The sequence below is a fragment of the Dysgonomonas mossii DSM 22836 genome, assembly GCF_000213575.1.
In the GTDB taxonomy this organism is placed as follows: domain Bacteria; phylum Bacteroidota; class Bacteroidia; order Bacteroidales; family Dysgonomonadaceae; genus Dysgonomonas; species Dysgonomonas mossii.
In genome coordinates this window covers 20,519-47,254 of record NZ_GL892009.1, presented here as the reverse complement: position 1 = coordinate 47,254, position 26,736 = coordinate 20,519, and the positions used below count along the sequence as shown (strand labels likewise).

The 26,736-nt window shown below is 36.7% G+C and carries 20 protein-coding genes; 8 read left to right on the top strand and 12 right to left on the bottom strand.

Annotation, left to right across the window (positions count from 1 at the left end; genetic code table 11):
* Positions 1 to 3: 3 nt before the first annotated feature.
* On the top strand, positions 4 to 1,461 hold the full coding sequence (gene rodA / locus HMPREF9456_RS12950; protein ID WP_006843988.1) for a rod shape-determining protein RodA: 1,458 nt from the start codon (positions 4 to 6) through the stop codon (positions 1,459 to 1,461).
* 2 nt (positions 1,462 to 1,463) lie between these two features.
* Here the strand turns inward: rodA and HMPREF9456_RS12945 are convergent, their stop codons facing one another.
* The 3 genes from HMPREF9456_RS12945 to HMPREF9456_RS12935 form a co-directional block, all read right to left on the bottom strand.
* The gene (locus tag HMPREF9456_RS12945) at positions 1,464 to 2,480 is read right to left on the bottom strand and encodes an ABC transporter ATP-binding protein (protein ID WP_006843987.1); all 1,017 of its coding nucleotides are present in this window, start codon (positions 2,478 to 2,480) and stop codon (positions 1,464 to 1,466) included.
* Positions 2,481 to 2,569: 89 nt separating this feature from the next.
* On the bottom strand, positions 2,570 to 3,601 hold the full coding sequence (locus HMPREF9456_RS12940; RefSeq protein WP_006843986.1) for an iron ABC transporter permease: 1,032 nt from the start codon (positions 3,599 to 3,601) through the stop codon (positions 2,570 to 2,572).
* Between the two features lie 51 nt (positions 3,602 to 3,652).
* Positions 3,653 to 5,287 (bottom strand): C69 family dipeptidase, encoded by a 1,635-nt coding sequence (locus tag HMPREF9456_RS12935; RefSeq protein ID WP_006843985.1) that lies wholly within the window; start codon positions 5,285 to 5,287, stop codon positions 3,653 to 3,655.
* A gap of 594 nt (positions 5,288 to 5,881) precedes the next feature.
* Between HMPREF9456_RS12935 and HMPREF9456_RS12930 the strand changes: the two genes are divergently transcribed.
* Positions 5,882 to 6,373, top strand: coding sequence for a helix-turn-helix domain-containing protein (locus HMPREF9456_RS12930; protein ID WP_006843984.1), 492 nt, complete (start codon positions 5,882 to 5,884; stop codon positions 6,371 to 6,373).
* 245 nt (positions 6,374 to 6,618) lie between these two features.
* Here HMPREF9456_RS12930 and HMPREF9456_RS12925 read toward each other — a convergent pair whose 3' ends face one another.
* Positions 6,619 to 7,995: a tryptophanase TnaA gene (locus HMPREF9456_RS12925; protein ID WP_006843983.1), complete on the bottom strand. Its 1,377-nt coding sequence runs from the start codon at positions 7,993 to 7,995 to the stop codon at positions 6,619 to 6,621.
* A gap of 295 nt (positions 7,996 to 8,290) precedes the next feature.
* On the opposite strand from HMPREF9456_RS12925, the gene HMPREF9456_RS12920 reads away from it, so the two are divergent.
* From HMPREF9456_RS12920 to HMPREF9456_RS12910, 3 genes are all read left to right on the top strand, one after another.
* Positions 8,291 to 9,073: a dihydroorotate dehydrogenase electron transfer subunit gene (locus tag HMPREF9456_RS12920; RefSeq protein ID WP_006843982.1), complete on the top strand. Its 783-nt coding sequence runs from the start codon at positions 8,291 to 8,293 to the stop codon at positions 9,071 to 9,073.
* Positions 9,061 to 9,972, top strand: a complete 912-nt coding sequence (locus HMPREF9456_RS12915) for a dihydroorotate dehydrogenase (protein ID WP_006843981.1) — start codon at positions 9,061 to 9,063, stop codon at positions 9,970 to 9,972. Before HMPREF9456_RS12920 ends, HMPREF9456_RS12915 begins: the two co-directional genes overlap by 13 nt.
* A gap of 75 nt (positions 9,973 to 10,047) precedes the next feature.
* Complete coding sequence (locus tag HMPREF9456_RS12910) at positions 10,048 to 11,079, top strand: glycosyltransferase (RefSeq protein WP_006843980.1); 1,032 nt, start codon at positions 10,048 to 10,050, stop codon at positions 11,077 to 11,079.
* A gap of 66 nt (positions 11,080 to 11,145) precedes the next feature.
* Here the strand turns inward: HMPREF9456_RS12910 and HMPREF9456_RS12905 are convergent, their stop codons facing one another.
* From HMPREF9456_RS12905 to ilvD, 7 genes are all read right to left on the bottom strand, one after another.
* Entirely contained in the window at positions 11,146 to 11,709 is a 564-nt protein-coding gene (locus tag HMPREF9456_RS12905) for a 30S ribosomal protein S16 (protein WP_006843979.1), read from the bottom strand.
* A gap of 122 nt (positions 11,710 to 11,831) precedes the next feature.
* A complete protein-coding gene (locus HMPREF9456_RS12900; RefSeq protein WP_006843978.1) occupies positions 11,832 to 12,800 on the bottom strand; it encodes an alpha/beta hydrolase in 969 nt (322 codons plus the stop codon).
* Between the two features lie 265 nt (positions 12,801 to 13,065).
* On the bottom strand, positions 13,066 to 14,112 hold the full coding sequence (gene ilvC / locus HMPREF9456_RS12895) for a ketol-acid reductoisomerase (protein WP_006843977.1): 1,047 nt from the start codon (positions 14,110 to 14,112) through the stop codon (positions 13,066 to 13,068).
* 31 nt (positions 14,113 to 14,143) lie between these two features.
* Complete coding sequence (locus HMPREF9456_RS12890) at positions 14,144 to 14,887, bottom strand: acyl-[acyl-carrier-protein] thioesterase (protein ID WP_006843976.1); 744 nt, start codon at positions 14,885 to 14,887, stop codon at positions 14,144 to 14,146.
* Positions 14,888 to 14,911: 24 nt separating this feature from the next.
* Entirely contained in the window at positions 14,912 to 15,469 is a 558-nt protein-coding gene (gene ilvN / locus HMPREF9456_RS12885; protein WP_006843975.1) for an acetolactate synthase small subunit, read from the bottom strand.
* 68 nt (positions 15,470 to 15,537) lie between these two features.
* Positions 15,538 to 17,241 (bottom strand): biosynthetic-type acetolactate synthase large subunit, encoded by a 1,704-nt coding sequence (gene ilvB, locus HMPREF9456_RS12880; RefSeq protein ID WP_006843974.1) that lies wholly within the window; start codon positions 17,239 to 17,241, stop codon positions 15,538 to 15,540.
* Positions 17,242 to 17,267: 26 nt separating this feature from the next.
* A complete protein-coding gene (ilvD, locus tag HMPREF9456_RS12875) occupies positions 17,268 to 19,097 on the bottom strand; it encodes a dihydroxy-acid dehydratase (RefSeq protein ID WP_006843973.1) in 1,830 nt (609 codons plus the stop codon).
* Positions 19,098 to 19,823: 726 nt separating this feature from the next.
* Between ilvD and mfd the strand changes: the two genes are divergently transcribed.
* Positions 19,824 to 23,027 (top strand): transcription-repair coupling factor, encoded by a 3,204-nt coding sequence (gene mfd / locus HMPREF9456_RS12870; RefSeq protein ID WP_018074959.1) that lies wholly within the window; start codon positions 19,824 to 19,826, stop codon positions 23,025 to 23,027.
* Positions 23,028 to 23,082: 55 nt separating this feature from the next.
* On the opposite strand, the gene HMPREF9456_RS12865 is transcribed toward mfd, so the two are convergent.
* Positions 23,083 to 23,685, bottom strand: a complete 603-nt coding sequence (locus HMPREF9456_RS12865; RefSeq protein ID WP_006843971.1) for a SagB/ThcOx family dehydrogenase — start codon at positions 23,683 to 23,685, stop codon at positions 23,083 to 23,085.
* Positions 23,686 to 23,885: 200 nt separating this feature from the next.
* On the opposite strand from HMPREF9456_RS12865, the gene HMPREF9456_RS12860 reads away from it, so the two are divergent.
* Both HMPREF9456_RS12860 and HMPREF9456_RS12855 read left to right on the top strand, forming a co-directional pair.
* A complete protein-coding gene (locus HMPREF9456_RS12860) occupies positions 23,886 to 25,124 on the top strand; it encodes a lipoprotein N-acyltransferase Lnb domain-containing protein (protein ID WP_006843970.1) in 1,239 nt (412 codons plus the stop codon).
* Entirely contained in the window at positions 25,121 to 26,719 is a 1,599-nt protein-coding gene (locus HMPREF9456_RS12855) for an alkaline phosphatase family protein (RefSeq protein ID WP_006843969.1), read from the top strand. The genes HMPREF9456_RS12860 and HMPREF9456_RS12855 overlap by 4 nt, the downstream gene beginning before the upstream one ends.
* Positions 26,720 to 26,736 lie beyond the last annotated feature (17 nt).

The window sequence follows — 26,736 nt, the reverse complement described above, 5'->3', positions numbered from 1 at the left end:
GGAATGTACAGAAGAGAAGATGAGCATATAAAAAGCAGTATAGACTGGTTTACCATCGCATTATATCTGATTATGGTATTGTGCGGATGGCTCAGTATATATGGAGCTAGTTATCAATACGGAAGTACTACCAGCATGTTTGATATATCGGGTAGAGCCGGTATGCAATTGGTTTGGATTGGTACATCGATTGTTCTGGGTTTCATAATATTAAAGCTGGATAGCAACTTATACGATATATTGGCTTATTATATTTATATAGCTTTTATATTACTTCTTATAGCTACTATATTTCTATCCACAGACATTAGAGGGTCTAGATCGTGGCTCAAAATAACCGATTCTGTACAAATACAGCCTGCCGAGTTTGCTAAATTTGCAGTAGCATTAGCTTTGGCAAAGCTTCTGAGCACCTACAACTTTAAATTACTCACCCCTAAAAATCTGATAACAGTAGCGGGTCTCATCCTTCTTCCTATGTTGTTGATCATCATGCAGAAAGAAACCGGTTCCGCGCTTGTATATACAGTCTTTATTTTGATGTTATATAGAGAGGGATTACCCGGAATTATTTTATTCTTGGGAATATCAGCCATTGCATTTTTTGTAATTGGTCTAAAATATTCGGATACAGATATGGGGATAATATCTACAGGTGAGTTTGTTACTATAATTCTGGTAATACTCATCTGTGCCGCATTACTGGTAAGTTATAGGCAAGATAAAGTAGCAGCTCGTAATATTATATTGGGAATGCTTGCGTTATTTGGAATTCCATTTTTGATTTCGCTACTGAATGTCGATATTGACTTTGGTATTATTTCACTAATCGCTCTTGGTGTACTTGTAGTATATCTTTTGGCTTTGGCGAAAAAATATTGGTCGAAGGTATATTTTCTGACAGCCGTTTTTGCTATCAGTAGCCTTATATTTGTCAGCTCAATAGATTACCTTTTTTCAGATGTAATGCAGCCCCACCAGCAGATGCGTATAAAAGTCACTTTGGGGATGGAAGATGACCTAATGGGAGCGGGGTATAATGTGAACCAATCTAAGATTGCAATAGGCTCAGGAGGACTTTTAGGAAAAGGATATTTGAATGGTACTCAGACTAAATTAAAATACGTTCCCGAGCAAGATACTGACTTCATATTCTGCACAGTAGGAGAGGAACAGGGTTTTGCCGGATCGGTATTTGTCCTTTTATTATTTTTAGCACTAATTCTACGTTTATTCTATTTGGCAGAGCGTCAGAAAAGCACTTTCGGAAGAGTTTATGGCTATTGCGTTGCTTGTATTTTCCTCTTTCATGTGATGATAAATATAGGAATGGTAACAGGCTTAACCCCTGTGATAGGAATCCCTTTGCCTTTCTTTAGCTATGGAGGTTCTTCTTTATGGGGATTTACAATTCTTCTATTTATATTCCTACGTATTGATATGGCAAGAAAACGTAGATGAAATTATAGAGTCTTGTGTTTTCTCAAAAATGAAGCAAGTTGTTCGTAGCTGCTAATTTCAACTTTTATTGTATTATATTCTACTATTATTTGTTCAGACGATTGAGCTTCAATGTGGAATATAGCATCATTCAAATCTTTTGTTAAAGAAAATCCGTTTCTTTCTAATATGTTTTTTGTCCAGTGGTGTAATATTCCCTCAGCTCTAAGATAAACCTTTCTATTATTAGCTCTTTTTGGTAAGAAATTACCTGTATATCTGTCGAATACAACATTGTCTCTTTTAAAGAAATCATCTAATGTACCTGACAATACGATGTCTTCAGTTACTCCCGTAGTCAACCCTTTTTCTCTTGATAATAGCCAAAGCCGGTCGGCTAGGAGCAAGGCCATATCAATATCATGTGTTGACAATAATATTGTCTTATTATGATTCATTGCCAGATTATGGAGCAAATTCATAATCTCTATACGGCTTTCAATATCTAAAAAAGCTGTAGGTTCATCCAGCAAAACGACAGGGCACTCTTGTGATAAAGCTTTGGCTATCATAGCCTTTTGTCGCTCGCCATCAGACAATTCGGCTATATAAGAATTAGCCTTATGTGCTATCCCTACATCTTCCATTGATTTGTGAACAATGGATTTATCATTCTCTGATAATTGACCAAAAAATCCGGTATAAGGATAACGTCCCAGCTCAATAAGTTCTCGGACGAGTAAGCCTCCGGCAGAAGTTTTATCAGTTAAAACTAGGCCTAGTCGTTGTGATAATTCTTTTTCAGATAAGGATGAAATACTTTGATTCTCGAAAAGTATATCGCCTCCTTGTGCTGGCTGTGAAGCACTAATTGTTCGTAGCAGAGTCGATTTTCCGGCACCGTTAGCACCTATCAGACAAACAAGTTCTCCTCTATATAAATTGAACGACAGGTTGTTATAAAGAATATTATTATGCTTAGATTTGGCATAACCAATACCAATATTTTGAGCCTTAATTACTACTTCTGTATTATTCATAAGTAATCAGTACAGTGTATTCAAAAAAGTAAGTAATATTTAGTTTACATAAGTAAACTATTTGATATTCAATGAATTAGTTTGTAAACTTAATGAAAATATTGTATTTTTTTCTGATTAAGAATTACATATATTATTACAGGTGCTCCAAAAATAGGAGTGATAGCATTTAATGGTAGTACTCCACTGGCCCCCGGTAATACGCATATCAAATTGCAAAGCAAAGCCATTGCCGAACCAATTAGTATGGTAATAGGCAATAATGATTTATGGTTTGATGTTCCCAAAATTAACCTGGCTATATGCGGAACAGCTAATCCGATAAATGCTATAGGACCACAAAAAGCGCAAGTTATTGCAGTGATCAGTCCTGCACAGAGTAGGAGGAGAAAGCGAATAAATTTTATATTTACACCTAAGTTTGCGGCATATCTTTCTCCTAATAGTAGAGCATTCAAAGGCTTGATTAGTAGGATAGAAAGGAGTAAGCTAACACAGACAACGATGCAGTAAAAAGGTAATTGTTCCATTGATACTCCCGAAAAATCTCCCATCCCCCATATCATAAACGAATATGCATCTTCGCTAGTACTCCAAAATTTTAAAATAGATATAATAGAAGATGTAAGATAGCCAACCATTATACCTATGATTAGTAACATAACATTATTTTTGATAATAGATGCGAACCCCATGATGATAGCTAAAATAATAGCTGCACCTATAAAAGCACCAAAAACAATAGTCATCGAATAAGAAAGATTAAAACCATTTACCGATCCGAAGCTATTTCCAATTAAAAGAATTACTATCGCTACTCCCATATTTGCTCCCGAACTGATACCTAATATTCCCGCATCAGCCAGAGGATTGCGAAATGCTGTTTGCAGCAACAAACCCGAAACAGCGATTGCTCCTCCTGTAAATAGAGCCGTGATGGCCTGAGGTAAGCGAGATTCGAGTATAATATAGGTCCAAGCTTGTTTATCAACTTCATTTCCTTGCAATATTTGAAAGATAGCTTGCGCAGGTATTGATACAGAGCCTAGAAATAGACTTAAAACAAATAGTATAAGTATACTTATAAGGAATAAAATACTATATGTAAATCCTTTGGACATAAGGTACTGAATGTATAAAATAGCCCCTCGTTGTAGGAGGGGCTTGAATATTTAATAAAGAACTTTATATTTATCTCCGGTTTCCTTCACTACCCGCTCATAGAAATCTTTAGGGTATCCTACTCGCTGTGGCGAAGATGGTTTTCCATGTTCATTACGTATAAACTCACCGTCTTTTTCTTTGCGGACAACACCATCCATATATTTGATAACTAAAAACTCGCCTAGCTTTTTCCATCTTTCAAAGGCATACTGTGCTTGAGTCTCACTATATTTAGTTAAGAATTGAACTGCTTGTTCCGGCGATTTCTTATATAATTCTAATGCCTCCTTTTCAGTACTATTTTGTTCAGTTAAGAACTTTCCTTCTAATTCATCCTGAACCTTTTTCAAATCAGGATGCATATAGTCGTATTTATTATATACCATATTTGACACCCAATTCTGAATCCAAAAGCTTGATGTCCAAGAGAATGTATACAAATCACCATTACCTTCACGATAACATTCAGGTACCTCTGTTACAGAACAATACATTGGTGTAAACACAGTTTGAGAAGCATCATCTGTTCCAAACCATAATACTCCACCGATTGAATTTGGTAGCCATGAACGCATCTGAGATGTGAACACAAAACCTGATTGTTGAGTAGCAATAGGGCGTTCGTTACAGTATTCTACAGAATCCACTTTCCAAGTCAGTGGAGCCCAACGGTATGGAGATTTGAAAGGACCGGCTCCGATATCGTTAGTCCAATCTAATTCCGTTCCTTCATAGTGGTCTCTCATCATCCCTTGTATATCAGCAAGAGATAACTTCTTGTCAGGTTTGATATAAAGAGGCATTGGTTCTTGAGTTTTTCCTTGTGCATAGGTCACAAACTTTGCCATGTCTTTATTGCATTTGTTGAAGAAACTCCAAACTCGAGCTTCACAAAAACGCTGACCTCCAAAATCTAGGGGATTATATGCCTTAGAAAAGCTAAAGTCTTCATCTTTACCAGTATAATAACCTTTCTCACGGGCAAAAGAAATAACATCTTTTGCGTAAATGCAATTTTGGGGATCTTTTAGAGGGAATTGATGTATACGAGATTGGTTTGCATGGGCCGAAATGCAATCGTCAGGTATACGTACAGCTACCCAAACAGCTCCTTTGTTTCCCTTACCTTTGCCAATCATCTCTAAAACCCATATTTCATTGGGATCACCTATCGAGAATGACTCTCCTCCGCTATAGTAGCCATATTCAGCAACAAGGTCAGTCATTATTTTAATAGCTTCTCTTGCTGTCTTGGCGCGTTGCAATGCGATATATATAAGACTTCCGTAGTCGATGATACCATCAGGATCAGCCAATTCTTCACGTCCTCCAAAAGTTGTTTCGCCTATTGTTACCTGATACTCATTCATATTACCAACTACATTATATGTTTGGCTAGCTTGTGCTATTTCCCCTAAATATTTTCCGGAGTCCCATTCATATACTTTTAGCTTTTCTCCTTGCGAGTATTTTTTTGCAGGCCAATGATACAACTCTCCAAATAGAGCGTAAGAATCTGCCGAATATGTTATCATTGTTGACCCATCGACAGACGCATATTTGCCAACTAAAAAATTTGTGCAAGCAAATATGTGAATCTCGCAGAGAAAACAAAATAACACGAATAATGATATTTTCCTCATAGAATTACAAATTTTTGTTATATAAGCGTAAAGATACTTCAATTAATTTATTCCTGCGATATGATTGTATCATTTTAATTAAGATGTATTTCATTGTGTATTTCTTTCTTGTAACATTTGTGAATTACACATGTGTTTACAAATGTTGTATAGATTATAAAGGCTAATATTATTACATATGATTACAAAAATTATCAAATGTAGTAACGTATACATTTGAATATAACTTATCGACACATCATTGAATAAACAATTGTAAAATATCTAAATACTTGAACCTTTTTAATGTAATATAATATATATCAGATTATTATATTAATAAAATAAAGTAATAGTTTAGATATATTAGCCATAATTCATTATATACAATAATACAGCCTCTAAATAAGGTATTTTATTAATTTATTTACTTATTAATTAGTTTATTATATATTTATTCTAAAGTGTTTATTTATGCTATATTCAATTGTATACATCTGTTTATATAACAAAAGTATATTATTGTATCCAAATGTAGTTTACAAATATAAATCAAAACATTTTCCATTTGTAAAATATTAAGTTTACATTTGTGTTTTGATAATATACAAAAATATGAAGGATAGAATCAAGCTTATAATGGATAATGAGCACTTAACGCCATCAGCTTTTGCAGATAAGTTGCAATTAGGGCGTGCCGTTATATCTCATATATTGAATGGACGTAATAATCCTAGTTTGGATGTTGTATCTCGTATACTATCAAAAATGGATTACATCGATTCGGATTGGTTATTAACCGGAAATGGTAAAATGTATAAAACAGATAATAGAGAAAAATCACATCTCGCTGCAACGACTATACCGGTAAATTCTAATCTCCAGCCCGATTTATTCTTTCAGAATGAAATATCTCAGTCATCCGATAAGTCTGAATCAGAATATCGCAAGGAAATAATAGTTGAGAAACCCCAAAAAGTAGAAGAAGACATTGTAAAACAATCTGTTATATATCAAAAAGCACCTGAGCGGAAAGTAACTAAAATAATTATATATTATTCGGATAATACTTTTGAAACATTTAATGCTGATGATAAGCCATTATAATGATCTACTTTTCTATTTATTCTATATTGTATTTTTAATATAATTAATTAGTATACATATATTTATCCTTAAAAAGTAACAAAGGTGACCCTTTTACTACTTATTACTAATGTAACTTCTTATATATTCAAAAATATATCAAAGAACACTTTTGTATAAGATAAATTTGCCTATAAAAAATAAAAAACCTCTCGAATTCTTATATTCCGAGAGGTTTATTTGTCTTGTATACTATAATTATATTCCTATTTTACCCTTTTAAGTTCAACTGTAAAGTGTCTTAATAAATCAGCTTCCCAAGTAATCGTTAGTCCTTTGGTAATCGATTCCCTGCGATCGAATATATTCTTTAAAGCTACTGCTATTACATTCATGTGATTATCGGTATAAACACGCCTCGGTATGGCTAAACGTAGTAAATCGAGCCCATCGAAACGGTTTTTTCGGGTTACAGGGTCTCGGTCTGCTAATAGATAACCTATTTCACAACTTCTGATACCCGCTTCTAAATATAATTCTACCGCTAATGTTTGTGCAGGAAATTGTTCTTTAGGTATGTTTGGTAATACTTTCGACGCATCTACAAAGATTGCATGTCCTCCTGCCGGACGTTGATATGGAATATTATATTCATCAAGCTTCTTACCAAGGTATTCAACCTGCATTATTCTGCCTTCAAGACTCTCAAACTCTGTATTTTCATCCAGACCTATAGCCAAAGCGTTCATATCTCGTCCACTCATACCTCCATAGGTGATATATCCCTCATAGGCAATACCTTTTATTTTGGCTACATCATACCATTCTTTCAGGTTTGTAGCAAAGAATCCTCCCATATTTACAATAGCATCTTTCTTGGCGCTCATAGTCATAGCATCGGCATATGAGAACATTTCATCGCAGATCTCTTTTATTGTCTTGTTTTCGTAACCTTTCTCTCGTTTCTTGATAAAATATGCATTCTCTGCAAATCTGGCCGAGTCAAATATTACCTTTTTAGCGTATTTATTAGCAATCATGCGGGTTTCCTGCAAATTTTGCATAGATACAGGCTGTCCACCTGCCGTATTATTGGTTATGGTTATAATAATAAATGGTGTACGATCTCCATACTTTTTCAAAGCGTCTTCAAGTTTTTTAATATCAACATTCCCTTTGAATGGGATTTCCAATTGAGTGTCTTTAGCTTCATCTATGGTACAATCTAACGCAATGGCCTTTCTGGATTCTATATGACCTTTTGTTGTATCAAAATGCGAATTACCGGGACATACATCTCCTTCTTTGATTAGACAAGAGAATAAAACATTCTCAGCAGCACGTCCCTGATGTGTAGGTAGAACATATTCAAATCCTGTAATATGCGTTATCATATCTTTCATTTTGTAATATGAAGACGCTCCGGCATAGCTCTCGTCTCCAACCATCATGCCGGCCCATTGCCTGTCGCTCATAGCACCTGTTCCTGAATCTGTTATCAGGTCTATATACACTTGTTCCGATCTTAACTTAAACATATTGTATTTGGCATTTTTCAGCCATTGTTCACGCTCTTCAAATGTACTTTTATGAATCGGTTCGATCATTTTGATCTTCCAAGGTTCGGCAAAAGGCAATTCCATAATTATTTAAGTTTAGATGTATGTTAGACAAATGCTGGATATGGACAATCACAATGAATAAAAGAAGAATAGATTATAAACCTTTTATTTCAAAATGATATTCTAATAGCGATAATGGTGTTCTTTTGGAATGTTTTCATACAATATATGTTTATATTGGTGTAATATGTTTGACATAAAGGTAGTAAAACTTGTGAATAAATTAAAGTCTTTCCTAATTTTATTATAAAGTCAAACTTTATTAACTTTGTACTCGAAATAACTCAGGAAATATTTATCTCTAAATAACAGGTTAATGAAAAAAATGATGGATTTAGTTGTTACTCAAAATGAGCAACTAAACCAAAACTATAGCCTCATTAAGCTCACCACAACAGATAAGGCTCCCTTAACCGAAATGCATCCCGGGCAATTTGTAGAAGTGAGAGTTGATGGATCTCCCTCGACTTACCTTAGACGCCCTATTTCGGTAAACTTTGTGGATAAGCAAAAAAACGAATTATGGCTACTTGTTCAGGCTGTAGGTGATGGAACTAAGAAAATGTGTGAGTATAAACAGGGTGATATTGTAAACCTTCTATTGCCGTTAGGTAATACATTTACAGTTCCTACTTCTAATCCCGAGCAAGAACTCCTTCTTATTGGCGGAGGTGTAGGTACTGCTCCTATGTTATTCCTTGGCTCACGTCTCAAGGAAGCAGGTTTTAAACCTAAATTTCTCTTAGGGGCCAGATCAAAAAATGATTTACTCCAATTGGATGATTTCAGAAAATATGGTGAACTGTATTGTACCACTGAAGATGGAAGTTTCGGAGAAAAAGGGTATGTAACAGATCACTCTGTATTAAAAAATACTCAAATATCCCAAATTTATACCTGTGGTCCTAAGCCTATGATGGTGGCTGTTGCCAAATATGCTAATATGAATAAAATAGATTGTGAAGTATCACTCGAAAACCTTATGGCATGCGGATTTGGAGTATGTTTGTGTTGTGTAGAGAAGACGCGCGAAGGGAATGTATGTGTATGTACAGAGGGGCCCGTATTTAATATAGAAAATTTGACATGGATAAACTAAAAATAAATATAGGAAACCTGCATTTAAAGAACCCGGTAATGACAGCATCGGGTACTTTCGGGTATGGAAAGGAATATTCTGACTTTATGGACTTGGGGCGAATTGGTGGTGTTTTCGTAAAAGGAACTACTATTCGCGAAAGACAAGGGAACGATTATCCCCGTATGGCAGAAACTCCATCAGGCATGCTTAATGCAGTGGGACTACAAAATAAGGGCGTAGATTACTTTGTTTCAAATATATACCCCGAGATAAAAGACTTTGATACAAACATCATTGTGAACGTTTCAGGGTCAACGATCGAAGACTATGTGGAATGTTCTCAAAAGTTGGTAGCCCTCGAAAAAATACCGGCTATTGAGCTTAATATTTCCTGCCCAAATGTAAAAGAAGGGGGTATGGCATTCGGTACTTCTGCTTGTTCGGCTGCTGATGTAACAAAAGCTGTACGTGAAGTATGGAATAAGACCCTTATAGTAAAGCTGTCTCCTAATGTGACTGATATAACAGAAATTGCAAAAGCTGTAGAGGGTGAAGGTGCTGATGCTGTTTCGCTGATCAATACATTGCTAGGGATGGCTGTAGATATAAATAAGAGACGTCCGGTGCTATCTACTGTTACGGGAGGATTATCCGGTCCGTGTGTGAAGCCTATTGCGCTTAGAATGGTTTGGCAGACTTACAATGCTGTAAAAATTCCCGTGATAGGTATGGGAGGAATATCATCGTGGCAAGATGCCATTGAATTTATCCTTGCAGGCTCTTCTGCTATACAGATAGGAACACACAACTTTATTGACCCTACAATTTCTGTAAAGGTTGTAGATGGCATAAAAGAATATCTGGATAAGAATAATATAAATTCCATTACAGACCTTATAGGAGCTTTGCAAGTATAATCTGATTGTTGGTATATTTCTAATTTAAGATTAGATAGTTATATGAACTTTGTAAAAATGAATTAACATAAATCTATGAAAAAAGTTTTTATATCCAGGAACTATAAAGCAATAGAGAGTGCTGGAGGAAAAGCAAAAACAGATGTAGAGTCAATTTTACAAGGTATCGGGTTTAAAAATATAGGATGGAGAAAAAGTGCAAGTAACAATAAAATCATTGATTTTGTTTTAAATATTACAGGGATACTGAAAGCGGTAATACGAATGCCATCTAAAGGTATTTTATTTCTTCAGTATCCGATGAAAAAATATTATGCATTCATTTGTGGTATTGCTCATTTGAAAGGTACTAAAATCATTACGCTTATTCACGATTTAGGAACTTTTAGAAGGCAGAAGCTTACTGTAGATAAAGAAATTGCACTCCTAAATAATTCCGATTACATTATAGCCTTAAATAAGAGTATGGCGAAGTGGTTGGAAGAGAATAATTACAAAGGACAGATTGTAACTCTTGATATTTGGGATTATCTGTCAAAATATAAGAACACTTCAAGATTTAGATCAGATGATGATCAAAATTATATTGTTAATTATGCCGGAGGGCTTAGTAGACGCAAAAATTTATTCTTATATGAATTTGGTAAGCATGTAGATTCATTTATTTTCAATCTTTATGGTACAGGTTTTGAACCTACAGAACAGGAATTAAAGAATCCTAACTTTGTTTATAAAGGCTTTGTTCAGAGTGATGATTTGATCAGCACTATTGCGGGCGATTTTGGACTGGTTTGGGATGGTGATTCGATTGATACTTGTTCCGGTAGTTTTGGTTCTTATCTGCAATTTAATAATCCGCACAAGGTATCATTATATATTCGTTGTCATTTGCCTGTAATTATTTGGAATCAGGCTGCTATGGCTCCATTTGTTTTAGAACATGGGGTTGGTTTTTCGATAAATTCGTTGCAAGAAATAAAACCACGCTTATTGTCTCTTACAAAAGAGCAATATAATGAGATGAAACGAAATACAATAAATCTCAGTTTTAAGATCGAGTCAGGTTATTATATTAAGCAAGCAATAAATAAAATAAGGTTGAATTGAAATAATATACTCCCCAAAAAGAAAAGGCATCCGATCGGATGCCTTTTTTATGCTGTTTAAAACAAATTATTCAGCACTTTTTTCTTCTGCAGGAGCTTCTGTTTCAGCAGCAGGTGTTTCTACTACTTCCTCACTTGCTTCAGCTGCTGCCTCTGCTTGTGCTGCATTTTCTTCTGCTTTCTTCTGAGCTACAGCTTCAGCTTTTGCTTTGTTTGCCGCTTTTTCAGCGTCTAAACGCGCTTTTGCGTCTGCCTGAGCTTTTGTTTGGTTCTTGTTGATAGCTGCTTGTGTGCCTTTTTCTTTTTCAGCTTTCCATGCTTCAAATTTCTTTTCTGCATCAGCTTCAGTAAATGCACCTTTAGCAACACCACCAAGTAAGTGTTTCTTTAATAAAACACCTTCTTCAGAAAGGATGTTACGAGTAGTGTCGGTAGGTTGAGCACCAACTTGTAACCAGTACAAAGCCCTGTCGAAATTTATAGTTATCGTAGCAGGATTGGTATTAGGATTGTAAGAACCAACCTTTTCAATAAATTTTCCATCACGTGGAGCTCTGCTATCTGCAATGACGATGTGGTAAAAAGGGTAACCTTTACGTCCTCGTCTTTGTAAACGGATCTTTGTAGCCATTTCTTTCTAGTTAATTTTAATTATACATAATTCTTATTAGCGGGTGCAAAGATAAGAATAAGTTTTTGTTATACAATAAAAATGATATAGAGTTATTTACTCTCTTACTAACTATATAAGGGTTATTCTAAATATTTCTTAAGCATAGCTGCAGTGAATATTATCATATTTCTGGTCGAAGATAGATTTGCATAACCATTCAATAGACCCCAATCATGAATTACTCCGTTAAATCTTACTGTAGTAACATCAACTCCGGCTTCATCAAGCTTGCGCCCTAATTCTTCTCCGGCATCCCTTAATATATCATTTTCGGCAACTTCGATGAGTGTAGGAGGCAATCCTTTTAACTGGTTGATTGTAGCACGCACAGGAGATACATAAATATCATCGTGTTGGGCTTTGTTTGATAAGTAGTTATCTCTCATCCAAATCATTAAAGATTTAGTTAAGAATCTTTCTTCTCCATATTTTTTGAATGATTCTGTATTTATACCTGCGTCTGAATATGGCCACAATAGAATCTGACATTTAATATCAGGTCCTTTATTACTTTTTGCCTTCAGGCAAGTCCCGATAGTCATATTTCCTCCTGCGCTATTTCCTACAATAGCCAACCTTTTTCCATCTATATTTATTTCATCGCCATGTTCTGAAACCCACTTTGTGGCGGCATAACATTCATTCAATGCTATTGGATATTTGGCTTCGGGAGAACGGCTATATTCAATAAAGACACAAGCATACCCCGACTCAATGACTAAGTCGCGAACGAGGCGTTTATGAGTTTGATAATCTCCAAGAACCCAGCCTCCACCATGTATAAAAATAAATACAGGGAGTTTTCCTTTAGCTTTCTCTGGCCGTACAATATATAGTTTTATATCACGTTCATCGACTAATATTACTTTTTCTGTTTCCTCAATACCATTAACATCTACTTTTATTGCAGCTTGGGTATCGGCCAATACGTTACGTGCATCGGATACTGGTAATGATTCAACAGGTTTTCCACCGGAATTCAAAACCTTCAGATACTCTTTGGTTTCTTTACTCAAATGCGGGTCTTTTAAAAAATCCGAGGTATTCATAATCTTAAAATTTAATTATTATCCAATTACTAACCTCTTTTTTAACGGCTTCTTATTTCCTCTTGTTTTCTCAAATGTTGATAAATAACATTTTATATCCTGATTTTTTATTTTTTCACAATAGTTACTTTTGCCAAGACTGTATTGAAAAAGCTTTTTCTACCTTCAGTATTTTAAAACATTAGATGATTAATAATCAGTTACTAAATAAAAAGAGGCTGAATAAAAACAGCCTCTTCATACGTATAATATTGAAAATCAATAATTAGTTATTCTCTGGTCTCAATTTTCTCACTACCGCACCTGTACGCCACATTTCGCTTTCACGAAGAGCCTTTAATTCTTCCTCTAGTTTCTCACGATAGTCAGATTTAGAGTTGGTATCAATAGAGCGTTGTGCTTCATTTCCGTTTGCTACTTCTGAATATAGTTTCGCAAATACAGGTTTTGTTGCATCATGGAAAGGCCCCATCCAATCTAGTGCACCACGTTGTGCTGTAGTAGAACAGTTTGCATACATCCAGTCCATTCCTTTTTCAGCAAACAGTGGCATCAAAGATTGAGTAAGCTCTTCTACAGTTTCGTTAAATGCTTCAGATGGAGAGTGACCGTTTTCACGTAGCACTTCATATTGAGCAAGCAGGATACCTTGTATTGCACCCATCAATGTTCCACGCTCTCCTGTAAGGTCAGAATATACTTCACGTTTGAAATCTGTTTCAAACAAATATCCCGAACCAACGCCAATACCCAGAGATACAGTTCTTTCGAATGCACGACCTGTAGCATCTTGGAAGATAGCATAGCTTGAATTCAAACCGCGTCCTTCAAGGAACATGCGACGAAGACTTGTTCCTGAACCTTTTGGAGCAACAAGAATTACATCGATGTCGGCAGGAGGAATAATTCCTGTACGTTCTTTATATGTAATACCAAACCCATGAGAAAAGTAAAGCGCTTTTCCGGCAGTCAGGTAAGGTTTAAGACGTGGCCACACTTCTATCTGAGCAGCATCAGACAATAAATATTGTATGATAGTACCTTTGGCTGCAGCTTCTTCGATATCAAATAATGTTTCGCCCGGAACCCATCCGTCTGCTATTGCTTTTTCCCATGTTTTGCCACCTTTTCTTTGTCCTACGATTACGTTAAACCCATTATCTCTAAGGTTTAATGCTTGTCCCGGACCTTGTACGCCATAACCGATAACAGCAATGGTTTCATTTTTCAATACTTCTCTTGCTTTTTCCAAAGGGAATTCTTCACGGGTAACTACTTTTTCTACTACCCCGCCAAAGTTCATTTCTGCCATAATTTGTTTTTATTAAATAAAATATTTAGGTTCAAAATTGTTTCCATATAATACGGGTCGAGCATACACTCGTTTCTCCGTCTTTCATTTCTAAAATAAAATTAGAATCTTCTTCTTCTCTTTTCAATATATCCAACTTGGAGCCGTAGCGCCCTTCGGATATATAATTTATTTCTATTCGTGTGATTTCTTTATCCTTGAACATATCTATATCAAACACATCTACAAAATGTTCAATATACTTCATACTGTTCAGGTGTTTATTGATATCCACATCGCTATATTTTACAATAAACTCATCCGCTTTTTCATATTCATCCTTCATCGCTGATATTTTGCTCAAACCTTCTATCGGACATTCTTTTTCCGTATAGATATAATCGGACAACCCATCCAGCTCTGTCAGATTGGTCGGTTTGCGAGTTTTAAGATCTATCGAAGCCCATAGTGATCTCGCATAGCCTATTGTTTTGCCGTCAGAGTCTTCGAAAGCAAAATGACGCTCAGTGAACAACCTGTTTACACTAACAATCCACGTCTTGATTATCATGCTAGTGTCGTTTTTCGGATATTCGAACAGCTCGATTGCCATTCGGGACAAAACCCAGACTCGTTGCTGAGAAGTCATTGACGAGTATCCAAACCCACGTTCATCGGCATGCTTCGTTGCTGCTTGCAGCATAAAACCTCCAATCATGGGCAAAGTGGCTCTGCCTCTGAAATCGGTTAAGTATGCATCGATCGTAAATTCGTATCTTCCTATAGGAGAAAACATTAAATATAGTTTTGAATGGATATATTAATTTGTGTCTTGCGATTTATGCCTTTTATCTAACTCCGCTAGCATGTCGCTTAATCGCTCAACTTTCGATTTTGTAATTGCTATCCGCCCCGAACGTATAAACTGAAGAACCCCAATACTTTTACTCAGTTCTTCAAATAGATCTTGAGTCTCTTTATAGTGTCCGGTTTTTTCCAAAACAACACAGTTTTCATTGATATCGAGAATATGCGCATTGTGTTTGCGGATAAGCTCTTCTACCGATTCTATTTTAAGAAAATCGGGGGTAGATAGTTTATAGAGAGCTATTTCTTGATGAATAAGCTCTTCATCGGTATTGTAATACGCTTTCAGTACATCTACTCGCTTATCTATCTGAAGTACAACCTTTTTTACAACATCTTCGTCACAAAAAACTGTGATGGTAAACTTATGTATGCCTTCTAAGGCTGAAGCAGAAACAGATAGAGTCTCAATATTCAATTGACGACGAACGAATACACTGGTTACCTGACTCAACAGACCAACGGTATTCTCTGAAAATATAGTTATCGTATATAATGTTTTATCTTGCATAAGATTTATTTTTACAACTGTAATATTAGACAGTTTCAAATTTAACGAATCTCATCAATATTATGAACTTATTCGTTCCCTAATAATATATTTGTAACGCAAGTACCGGCAGGAACCATCGGGTAAACCATACCTTTAACCTCTACTTGTACGTCAAGTAAATAGGCGCCTTTATGATCCAGCATTTCTTTTATTACTCCATCCAGCTCATTGCGGTCGTCTACCTTTTTTGCTGGAATATTGTATGCTTCAGCTATTTTTACAAAATCAGGGTTATTCATCCTGGTTTCAGAATATCTTTCATCAAAGAATAATTCTTGCCACTGGCGTACCATTCCCAAGAAGTGGTTGTTCAATATAATGATTTTAACGTCAACATTATATTGCATTATCGTACCTAATTCCTGTATGGTCATTTGGATACCTCCATCACCAACAAAAAGGCATACTGTACGATCGGGTGTTCCGTATTTTGCGCCGATGGCGGCAGGCAACCCAAAGCCCATTGTGCCGAGCCCTCCTGATGTAACCACACTACGGCTTTGGTTATACTTGAAGTAGCGTACAGCCATCATCTGATGTTGACCTACATCCGTAACCAATACAGCATCGTTGTTTGTAGCTTCGGATACTTTATTGATAACTTCACCCATTTTTAACTGTCCCGATGTCGGATATAGTTCGCTATCTATGACAACGTCGTACTCTCTTTGGTAACACGCTTTAAACTCTCCAAGCCAATCGCTATGCGTGGCTGGGATTAGTAATTCTGTCACCTTTGGTAGCGTATCTTTTACGTCTCCGAGTACACGTGCTGTGACAGATACATTCTTGTTTATTTCAGCTTTATCGATATCAAAGTGGATTACTTTAGCCTGTTTGGCGTATGTCTTAAGATCTCCCGTTACACGGTCGTCGAAACGCATACCAATACCAATAAGTACATCACATTCGTTTGTTTTCTGATTAGGTCCAACGTTGCCATGCATACCTAGCATGCCAATCTGTAAAGGATGATCGGACGGTATGGCAGATAGCCCCAACACAGTAGATGCCGCAGGAATACCAGCCTTTTCGAGAAAAGCAAGCAATTCTTTTTCTGCTCCGCCCAAAATAACACCCTGTCCCACAAGAGCTAGAGGTTTTTTAGCACTGTTTATTATTTGAGCAGCTACTTCTATTTCAGATAGTTTTACTTCCGGTTTAGGCTGATAGCTACGGATAAAGTCTATTTTTTTGTATTCTGATTTATCCATTTGCCCAAACTGTGCATCTTTGGTTATATCCAGAACTACCGGTCCTGGTCTCCCTGTTGATGCTATATAGAATGCCCGAGCTACTGCCGATGGGATATCTTCGGCTCTGCGAATCTGATATGCCCATTTGCACACAGGCTGTGTAATACCTACTACATCTGCTTCCTGAAAGGCGTCGCTTCCAAGTAAGGAAGAAGCAACCTGCCCGGATATAACAACAATGGGTGTGCTATCTATCATTGCATCGGCAATTCCTGTTACAGTATTGGTTGCACCAGGGCCCGAGGTTACCAGCGCAACGCCAACTTTACCCGATGTGCGTGCAAACCCTTGTGCTGCATGTGTAGCACCTTGTTCGTGACGAACAAGAATATGATTTATTTTATCTTTATAATGATATAAACTGTCAAATACGGGCATTATGGCTCCGCCCGGATACCCGAATATGGTATCTACACCTTCACTCAACAAAGATTGAATAAGGGCTTCACTTCCTGTAATTTTATTTTCATCCATGATATTTGTCTCTATTTTGTGCTGTTTTATTCAATGATTCTTATTCCACCTAAATCGGCCGAACTAACCATGCTTGCATAGGCTCGTAATGCTTTGGATACCGTACGACTACGATTTGGCTTAAATGCATCTTTACCTTTAGCTAATTCCTGTTGTCGGCGTGCTTCCAGCTCTGCATCGGATATGCGTACATCGATAGAACGGTTAGGAATATCTATATCTATAATATCTCCATCTTTAACTAAGCCAATCGCACCACCTGATGCAGCTTCGGGAGAAACGTGCCCAATAGAAAGACCTGATGTCCCGCCCGAGAAGCGTCCGTCTGTAATAAGGGCGCATTCTTTACCCAGATGTTTAGATTTGATATATGACGTAGGGTAGAGCATTTCTTGCATACCCGGTCCTCCTTTAGGTCCTTCGTATGTGATGACAACAACATCGCCGGCTTGTACGTCTCCTTTTAGTATTCCTTCACATGCCGCATCCTGAGAGTGAAAAACTTTGGCTGTTCCCGAAAACTTGAATATACTTTCATCTACACCCGCAGTTTTTACAACGCAACCATTCAATGCGATATTACCTTTCAATATAGCCAATCCTCCGTCTTTGGTATATGCATGCTCCATACTGCGGATACAGCCGTTTTCTCTGTCGGTATCGAGGGTAGGGTAGCTACTGTTTTGAGACCCCATTACAAGATTAAACTTATTTCCGGGTGCTGATTTATATAAATCCTCGGCGGCTTTTTCCGGATTAGTTCTTGTTATATCATATTTGTCTATAGCTTCTGCAAGAGAAAGTCCGTCGATTCGTGAAACGGCAGTATTAATCAACCCACCTTTATTCAATTCGTTCAAAATACCAAGTATACCTCCTGCACGGTTGACATCTTGTATATGATATTTTTGAGTATTAGGAGCTACTTTGCACAAACATGGTGTTTTGCGCGACAGTTTGTCTATATCGTCCATTGTGAAGTCTACTTCGCCCTCTTGTGCTATGGCTAACAGGTGAAGGATTGTATTTGTAGAACCTCCCATTGCTATATCTAATGTCATAGCATTCAGAAAAGCCGTTTTGGTAGCTATATTTCTGGGAAGTACCGATTCATCACCGTCTCTGTAATAACGATAAGCATTATTTACAATCTGTTTTGCAGCATCCTGGAATAATTTCGATCGGTTTGCATGCGTGGCAACGATTGTTCCATTGCCCGGTAATGCAAGCCCTATGGCTTCGTTCAGGCAGTTCATCGAGTTAGCTGTAAACATGCCCGAACAAGATCCGCATGTAGGACATGCAGCGCGTTCTATGGCGTTTACTTCTTTATCGGAAACGGTATCATCCGCAGCTTTTATCATCGCATCTATCAGGTCGAGATGTTTATTGTCCAGCTCTCCTGCTTCCATTGGTCCTCCGGATACAAATACAGTTGGGATGTTTAATCTCATTGCTGCCATCAGCATACCGGGAGTGATCTTGTCACAATTGCTGATACATACCATTGCATCTGCTTTGTGAGCATTCACCATATATTCTACACTATCTGCAATCAAGTCTCGTGATGGAAGAGAATATAACATTCCATCGTGTCCCATGGCAATACCATCGTCTATAGCTATGGTATTAAATTCGGCAGCAAAGCATCCCAAAGCTTCAATTTCTGCTTTTACTTTCTGACCTATATCATGAAGGTGTACGTGTCCCGGGACAAATTGAGTAAATGAATTGACGATAGCAATGAGAGGTTTTCCCATTTGTTCTTCTTTCATGCCATTGGCTCTCCATAGGGCTCTAGCCCCGGCCATACGCCGTCCTTGTGTACTAGTCGAACTTCTTAATTCAAATCCCATAACAATTATACATACAGTTAAAAAAAAACCTTTCCCATTGAATGAGAAAGGCCTATGTTAATTTCCTTATTATATACTTAACTTAATATACATACCTTTCTCATTTATTCTGACCGACGAGGAGAATATCAATGAGACTGAGGATATGTAAAAAGCAATTTGTCATTATTTCGCTATAAAAGTGATCACAAAGTTATAAACTTTTTTTTAAAAACAAATTTTATCCCATTTTTTTTAAGTTGACTAGGAAACTAGTCATTAAATACCTCTTAATAGATTGGCTTCAGCACTTGTAATTGATGTTGCAATATTCGTAGAAAATTGTCTAATGATAGAGGTTTTCGAGTATATATAAAGTGACACTATAAAACCTTTATAAAAGTGTCACTTTTGTCACCTTTTGTCTGTAATGTGTTTATTTATAGCATGTTGTTATTTGTTCGTTTTGTCACTTTTTGAGAGTAATATTTACATTGATTTGATATGTGGTATTAAATGTTCGGTATTGATAAAATTTATATATTATATCCATATTATAAACACGTTGCAAATACAACACAACAATAATTTTATTAATTTTGCATCCCAATTAAATTTTTTACAGTGCTAAAATTATCCATACTACAACAGATTTTTGAGACTCACAAAAATATACCCGCAATAATAGATTTATTGTCTAAACATAAAGATATCTATGTTAAAGGTTTGAAGGGTTCGTCAGCGTCTATGTTTGCTACAGCCTTGTTTCATAAGACAGATAGCTGCTATTTGTTTGTGCTAAACGACTTAGAAAGTGCGGGGTATTTTTATCACGACCTGAATCAGATTTTAGACTCGGATAAAGTTTTATTCTTTCCTTCAGCATACAAACGGGCGATAAAATACGGACAGATAGATGCTGCCAATGAAATTCTCCGTACGGAGGTGATGGGACAGTTGCAAGTTGAAGACAAGAATCTGATAATTGTAACTTATCCGGAGGCATTAGCCGAAAAGGCTGTGGCTAAAGACATCCTGAAGAAGAATACGATACAGATGTCGGTGGATGAAGAGATCGATCGTAATTTTGTGTCTGAGATGTTGGATAGTTTTGGATTTGAATACGTTGATTATGTATATGAACCCGGGCAGTATGCTATCAGGGGAAGTATACTGGACGTTTTTTCTTTTTCGAGCGAATATCCTTATCGTATCGACTTTTTCGGTGACGAAGTGAGTACTATACGAACTTTTGATATCGAAACACAGTTGTCGAAAGAGAAACTAAAGCAGATACAGATTATCCCTGACATGCAAAAGTCGAATATGGATAGGGAGTCATTGCTGAAGCTGATTCCAAAGGATACGGTTATTGCATTCAAGGATTTTGTATGGGCTAGCGACAAAGTAGAGAGTGTCTATAATGATTCTACTATTTTGGATAACCCTGAATATGAAAAAGATTTACAAAATAAGTTGACGCTAAGAGATGAATATGATTCATTGGTTAAGAGATTCAAGCATATTCATTTCGGGAATAAAATACAGGCAGAAGCTGTTGTCGAATTCAAAACAGATATACAACCTTCGTTTCATAAAAACTTTGATCTGATCAGTGAAACTCTTCACAAGTATCTCGATAAAGATTATACTATATATATATTAAGTGACAGTGAGAAGCAACAGAAACGGCTAAAGTCTATTTTTGAAGACAGGGGAGATAATATCAATTTTACACCTGTGGAGAGGACTCTATCCGAAGGGTTTGTTGATGAAACTTTAAAGATCTGTTGTTTTACCGATCACCAGATTTTTGACCGTTATCATAAATACAACCTTAAATCCGATAGGGTACGTTCTGGGAAGTTTGCACTGTCTTTAAAGGAGCTTCAGCAGTTTCAGATAGGAGATTATATCGTACATATCGATCATGGTGTAGGCCAATTTGGCGGACTTGTGCGGTCTGATATGAATGGTAAGATGCAGGAGTTGATAAAACTCATTTATTTGAACAATGATGTGATATTTGTTTCCCTGCACTCTTTACATAAAATATCAAAATATAGAGGCAAGGAAGGCGAACCGCCACGTATCAATAAGTTAGGTACAGGGGCATGGAATAAGATTAAGGAGAAGACCAAAAATAAAGTAAAAGACATTGCCCGTGACCTGATACAGCTATACGCCAAACGCCGACAAGAAGAAGGGTTTAGCTTCGCTCCCGATTCTTTTTTACAACATGAGCTCGAAGCCTCATTTATTTATGAAGATACTCCCGATCAGGTAAAAGCGACTGCGGATGTAAAACTTGATATGGAGAACAGCAAACCGATGGATCGCTTGATTTGTGGCGATGTTGGGTTTGGAAAAACAGAAGTATCTATCCGGGCTGCATTTAAGGCCGTAACAGATAATAAGCAAGTTGCAGTATTGGTTCCTACAACAGTTTTAGCCTATCAGCACTATCAAACATTTAAAGAGAGGCTTAAAGACTTTCCTTGCCGTGTAGAATATATCAGCAGGGCACGGTCGGCAGGACAAATTAAAGAGGTTATAAACGATTTGAAGGAGGGAAAAGTTGATATACTGATTGGTACGCATCGTATTGTAGGCAAAGATATACAGTTTAAAGATTTAGGCTTGCTAATAATAGACGAAGAGCAAAAGTTTGGTGTTGCTGTAAAAGAGAAATTGAAGCAAATGAAGTCTAATGTGGATACTTTAACGATGACAGCTACGCCTATTCCACGTACATTACAGTTTTCGTTAATGGGAGCAAGAGACTTGTCTGCAATTACAACCCCTCCACCAAACAGGTATCCGATACAGACGGAAGTACATACTTTCGATCCGTTGATTATTCGTGAAGCGATAGAGTTTGAAATGAGCCGTAATGGGCAGGTTTTCTTTATCAACAATCGGATAAAGAGTATACATGAACTAGAAGATATAATAAAACGAGAAGTCCCCGATGCACGCATTGCTGTAGGGCATGGACAGATGGACCCTGCAAAGCTGGAATCAATTATTATAGACTTTGTAAACCAAGAATATGACGTATTGCTGGCAACCTCAATTGTAGAGTCGGGTATTGATATCCCCAATGCAAATACGATAATAATAAACAATGCTCAGAATTTCGGCTTGAGCGATCTGCATCAATTGCGTGGACGTGTTGGACGAAGTAATAAGAAGGCTTTTGCATATCTTTTAGCACCTCCGTTGCATACCCTCACCCCTGAGGCTAGAAGACGATTGCAAGCAATTGAGAACTTCTCGGAACTGGGGCATGGATTCCATATTGCTATGCAGGATTTAGATATACGTGGAGCCGGAAATTTACTTGGTGCAGAACAAAGTGGTTTTATCGCAGATTTAGGATATGAAGTATATCAGAAAATATTGACAGAGGCAGTTAATGAGCTGAAAAACGATGAGTTTGCAGAACTCTATCATGAAGCTGATGAAGATAATAAGATCTCGGGTGAGAACTTTGTAGATGATGTTCAGATAGAAAGTGATCTTGAACTTTTGTTCCCTGCTCTTTATATACCAAACGATTCTGAACGTATTACACTCTATAGAGAGCTCGATAACATGGAGAAAGAGTCGGATATAATGCAATTTACAGAGCGTCTCGAAGACCGTTTCGGGAAAATTCCGCCGGAAGGCCGAGAGTTGATTCTAGTGGTTAAGCTTCGATCTATAGCCAAAACACTGGGTATTGAAAAGGTAGTTTTAAAGAATGGACGAATGAGTTTGTTCTTGGTTACAAATCCGGAATCACCATACTATCAGTCTAAAGCATTTGAGAAACTTCTCAATTACATCCAAAAGTATCCTCGTAAGTGCGAATTGAAAGACAGGAACGGAAGGCGTTCGGTGAGCATACAGAGCATTCCAAATGTAGAGACTGCGTGTATGGTATTATCGGAAATAAACGGGCTGTAAACAAAGAAGAGAAAGACTTACGCCTTTCCCTTCTATATTATTGTAAATATGATATTTACTTAATATATCCTACTGGTTGAACGAATGTTATTTCCTGTTTGTCAGTAAGTTTCAATGTATTGTGTAGATCAGGGCGAGTAAATGATCCCCTTGCTACAGACCCTAAACCTACAGAGGCACAATACAAGTATACATTCTGAGCGATAAACCCACTATCGATAAATCCGGCTTCGCGGTTAGATGCTTTATCCATATTTGCCACATAGATTAGAGTCAATGAGGCATTGTCTGAAATGTTTGGCTGTCCGAGTGCCTTTCTGAAATCGCCTTTCTCTTTCATCTTTAGTATGTTATCCTTAGCATCATAAATATATATACCTGAGCTCAGCATTACATATACATCTACTTCCTGACGGTTTTGGGACGAAGGAACTGTCCGTTTATCTTCTCTGTTGAAACCATAAGCAGCCCAAAGAAGATCGGATAGGGTTTGAGTCGGCATCTCTTTATATTCGAATGATCTATGAGACTGACGTTCATTCAGGGCCTCCATCAAAGGTTTTCCTCCTGTTTTGGTTGGAGGAACTAATTGTATATCCTGGGCAGAGACACAATTTATTAAACAAAATAACGCAAGGGCTAATAAACCTTTTTTCATAATTGTAACCTAATTTTATAATTAACAGAAACAAAAATATAGAATTATATTCGTTTATAAACTCTTGTTTCTGAATTAAGTTCTTTGTGTAGTTCCTGTTTTTAAGTAAAATTCACAACTTGAAATAAAATATATATACTTATAAATAAATTCTATCGCTTATTGTTTTATATTTGTGAATAAAATCCGCTAATAATACAATGCGAAACCTATTCTTTATTGTTTTTTTGATCATAGCATCCTTTTCGCAGGGATTACGGTCACAGCAGAATGCATTCCGGTCGCCCATAACTCTTAGTGATACAGCTCAAATAAGTTTACTGACTAGTTCTGCTTGGGAAAAAGAGATATATGCTCTATTTGGGCATACGGCTATTCGGGTTTGTGATACAACACAACATTTAGATGTCGTGTTCAACTACGGCTTATTTGACTTCAATAGTGATAATTTCATATATAGGTTTGTCAAGGGAGAAACTTACTATATGGTTGGTTCTATACCTTTCAAGTATTACATAGAAGAGTATGGACAAAGAGGTGTAGGAGTTACCGAGCAGGTTTATAATTTGACCTTGAAAGAAAAGCAAGAGATATTTGATGCTCTAGCTCAAAACTCTAATCCCGAAAACAGGGAATATCTTTATAACTTCTTTTATGATAACTGTGCTACTCGACCTCGTGATATCGTAGAGAAATATGTACAGGGAGAAATAGAGTATACTCCAACTGATAAGCAACAAACATACCGAGACCTAGTGTGGGAGTGCGTTGGAATACAGCCATGGACTAAATTCGGTATAGATATCATAATTGGGGCAGATGCTGATAAGGTAATCACAGACAAGCAAAAGGATTTTTTACCGGCTTATTTGATGAAAGCCAACGAAGGGGCTCGCATTAAAAATACTGATGGTACATACAGAAACTTTGTATTAAAAGAGCAGCAACTCTTGATGCCGCAAGAATTAGTTTCGGAAAATCACATACAACCATTATATGTCGGCTGTATCTTGTTGTTGATTACTATACTCTTGTCTTTCTTAGTCTATAAAAAAAGGTGGTTTACATTAGGACAAATTTATGATACACTGTTGTTTATTGTAGCAGGAATTGGAGGATGTGTAATTTTCTTTTTGATGTTCTTTTCCATTCATCCATGTGTTAATCCAAACTGGAATATAGTGTGGTTAAATCCGCTTCAATTAATCGTTGCTTGTTTATTCTTTGTAAAATCACTTTCAAAATTCATAAGTTGTTATCATTTTATTAACTTTGTAGCACTTTTGGCTTTTCTTTTGGCATGGTGTTTGATACCACAACAATTAGAGATAGCCTTTATCCCATTCATCTTATCGTTGTGTATAAGATCGGGGATGAATATTTTACAACTTAAAAAGTTAAAGAAAAGAGCTGATTATAGCTTGCCTAGGCGAAAATGATAAGAATACTAACCTCTTTAGTTGCAGTATTAACCATAACATCTGTTCAGGCACAGACTTCTGTTCACGAGGTGCCGAAGTTGGTGATTGGAATAACTATTGATCAGCTGAGAGGTGATTATCTAGAACTCTTTCAAGGTTCATTTTCTGAAAGGGGCTTCAAACGTCTCTTAAATGAAGGACTGGTATATCAGAATATAAAATTTGATTTCCCTAATTTAGACGATGCTTCTGCAATTGCCACTATATACACAGGTGCTTCACCTTTTTATCATGGTATCGTAGGAAATAAAAAGTACATTGTAGCTAAGAGGCAAGAGGTCTCAACATTTACAGATGAAGCTTTCTTAGGTAACTATACACAGGATAAAGTTTCTCCTTTGGCTATCAAAACCTCTACTATAACAGATGAGTTGAAGATGGCATCGCAAGGAAAATCTGACGTATACTCCTTTGCACCCCAAATAGCTCAAGCTTTGATATCATCCGGCAAAAGAGGCAATTCTGCTTTCTGGATAGATGACTATACCGGCAAATGGGCTTCAACTACTTATTATAAAGATTTTTATTGGTCGGTAGATCAGGATAATCGTAGTACAACAAACTTTGCATCTAAGGTTTGGAGTATGTATTGGCGTCCTTCTAAGGAAGTTAGTACCTATAAGGCTTTTCCTTATGAACAAAGCGAATCGTCTTTCCAGCACTTTATGGGAGGAGATAAGCAGACTTATATTTTAGCAAAACAAATTCCTGTTGTAAATGAAAATGTGAGGTCTTCGGCTATGACTTTGCTTTCTAAAGCAGAATTAGGAAAACGCACTAATCCTGACTTTTTGTCTTTGACATTCTATGCAGGGAACTTTCCGGGAGTTTCTGATTACTCATACGAAATTCAAGATATTTATAGCTGCCTTGACAAAGAAATAGAAAAGTTGTTAGACGAAGTAGAGATGACTGTGGGTCTTAAAAATACATTGATCTTTGTCACATCTACCGGATATTATAATTCGTCGGAACATACAACGTCCACAGCTTTATCAAATTCAAATATCCCTGAAAATAAATTCTATGTCAATCGTTGCGAAGCATTGCTGAATATGTACCTAATGGCTATATATGGCAGAGATGGGCAATGGGTTGATAAATTCTATAAAGGGCAGGTTTATCTGAATAGAGAACTGATAAAGAGTAAAAATATATCATTACAAGAAATACAGGAAAAAGCGGCAGAGTTTGTTTCTGAATTTACCGGCGTGCAAGAAGTATATACTTCATATCAAATACAGCACGGTCAGTGGAATCCTGTAATGGAATATTATAAGAATGGCTATACTAAAGAGAACTCTGGCGATCTATTTGTCGAATTACAGCCCGGCTATAAAATCGTAAACGAGCAAGATGCTTCATTTAAAGAAAAACAGACTCGTAATAATGCGATTGTGAGCCCTGTAATTTTCTTTGGCAATAATATTAAGCCCGCCAGAATAAGAAGGACGATTAAAGCTACAGAAATAGCTCCTTCGGTAACATATATAATGCGTATAAGGTCTCCTAATGGAGCAAAAGAAGAGCCTTTACCGGAGTTAATTTGGTAGTACAATAAAACAAACAA